Annotated in this window: 2 protein-coding genes; both read right to left on the bottom strand. The window is 39.9% G+C overall.

The window, feature by feature from the left end:
• Positions 1-424 (bottom strand): GNAT family N-acetyltransferase (locus CXF82_RS01395; RefSeq protein ID WP_180961152.1); only part of this gene is annotated, 424 nt, incomplete at its 3' end.
• A 282-nt stretch (positions 425-706) separates the two neighbouring features.
• Positions 707-1438 carry a transposase gene (locus CXF82_RS01400; RefSeq protein WP_102043555.1) on the bottom strand — a complete coding sequence of 244 codons (732 nt, stop codon included), beginning with the start codon at positions 1436-1438 and terminating at the stop codon, positions 707-709.
• Positions 1439-1440 lie beyond the last annotated feature (2 nt).

Genomic DNA, 1440 nt, shown 5'->3' on the forward strand with positions numbered 1-1440 from the left:
TTTGATTTAAACACATTTGAATTAATTGATGCTCACCAACTTTTTCAACTTGTTTAATGTAATGAAATCCAAACGTTTCGTAATATTCTTTTAGGTATTCATGGGCATGAATTTCAATGCTGTTGATGCCTAATTCCCTAGCCTTAGTTATTAATGAATCCACAAGTTTTGTTGAAATCCCCTTGCCTCTATAATTTTTTTTGATAGCGACTCTAGCCATAACTGCATTGTTATTTTCGACTAAAGCCAATCTTGCAACACCAATTGCTATACCATCAATATAAACTAACGAATGGTATGAATTAGCGTCCAACCCATCGAGATCTAAATGTAACGGTATTCCTTGCTCTTTAACAAATACTTCATTGCGGATTTCCTGTGAAATTTTTATTGACTCTGCGTCATTACTTACAACAATTCTCACGTTTATCTCACTTCATATAGTAAATGATTAAGTACACATAACGCCCGCTTAAGCGTAAGGCTTATACCAGCCAGCCATTGTTAATCAATAACATAACTAGCTTTCAACCCAATATCAACGATTGACGTCTATCAAAGAAGTACTTGAACCATTTTCAACAGAGTGGCGCGAATAAATGCCGGAAAAAGAAGTGAATTAACAGAGATTAGTGAGTTTTAAGGCGTGGATTGTTAACCCTGTGCATTAACAGAGAAGAGTGTTCTTGAAGTTACGGTCTTTAGGCTAGTTTACTTGCATATACTGACAACTATTTGAAAAGTGCCGTCGTCGCTTATCTAAGTGTTCACAGTAGCTACTTAGCTCTTGCAACGTCTCGACTGGGCCGTGAAACAGTTGTCCAAACTCGGTGGTGATTTTTACCCAACTTGCCGCTGGGATATTTAATCGACTCAGGATTTTTTCTGCATTCGAAGATATAGCCCCCCGTTTATCGTTACGGATAACCCTGCCTGTTTCATCAACCAGTTCAAGGTAGTCTTTCAGCGAGAAAGCAATACCTTTTGCCTGGTGCTCTCGCTCGTTGCCAATAAAGGCTAATAGCTTGCTCGGTTGTTGACCTTTAAGCGCTGCGGTGACTCTTAGTTTTAAACTGGTGAAGTCTGATTGCTCTGGCGTACAAGCCATCTTGGCGCGAATTGGATTCAGTTCGACATAGGCCATACAAGCCAATACGGCTGCTTCATCTAACAAAGCTTGGGATTTGAATCGCCCTTCCCAAAAATGCCCAGTGCAATTATCTTCAAGATTGGCTTGTCTGGCTATTGGTTCATTCAAGCATCTCATGAACCATGAGATATCACTGAGTCGTGAGCGGTAAATCGCTATTTGGTGCTTTAACTGAGCAACTAGGTGTTCATCAATCACTTCACCTTTAGCAAACTTTTGAGTCAATGCGGTACCGTTAAAAAGCTTATGCCATTGCTCAACAACTCCTCTATCTGACCAGTTATTCACGA

The organism is Shewanella sp. GutDb-MelDb, assembly GCF_002836075.1.
Taxonomy (GTDB): domain Bacteria; phylum Pseudomonadota; class Gammaproteobacteria; order Enterobacterales; family Shewanellaceae; genus Shewanella.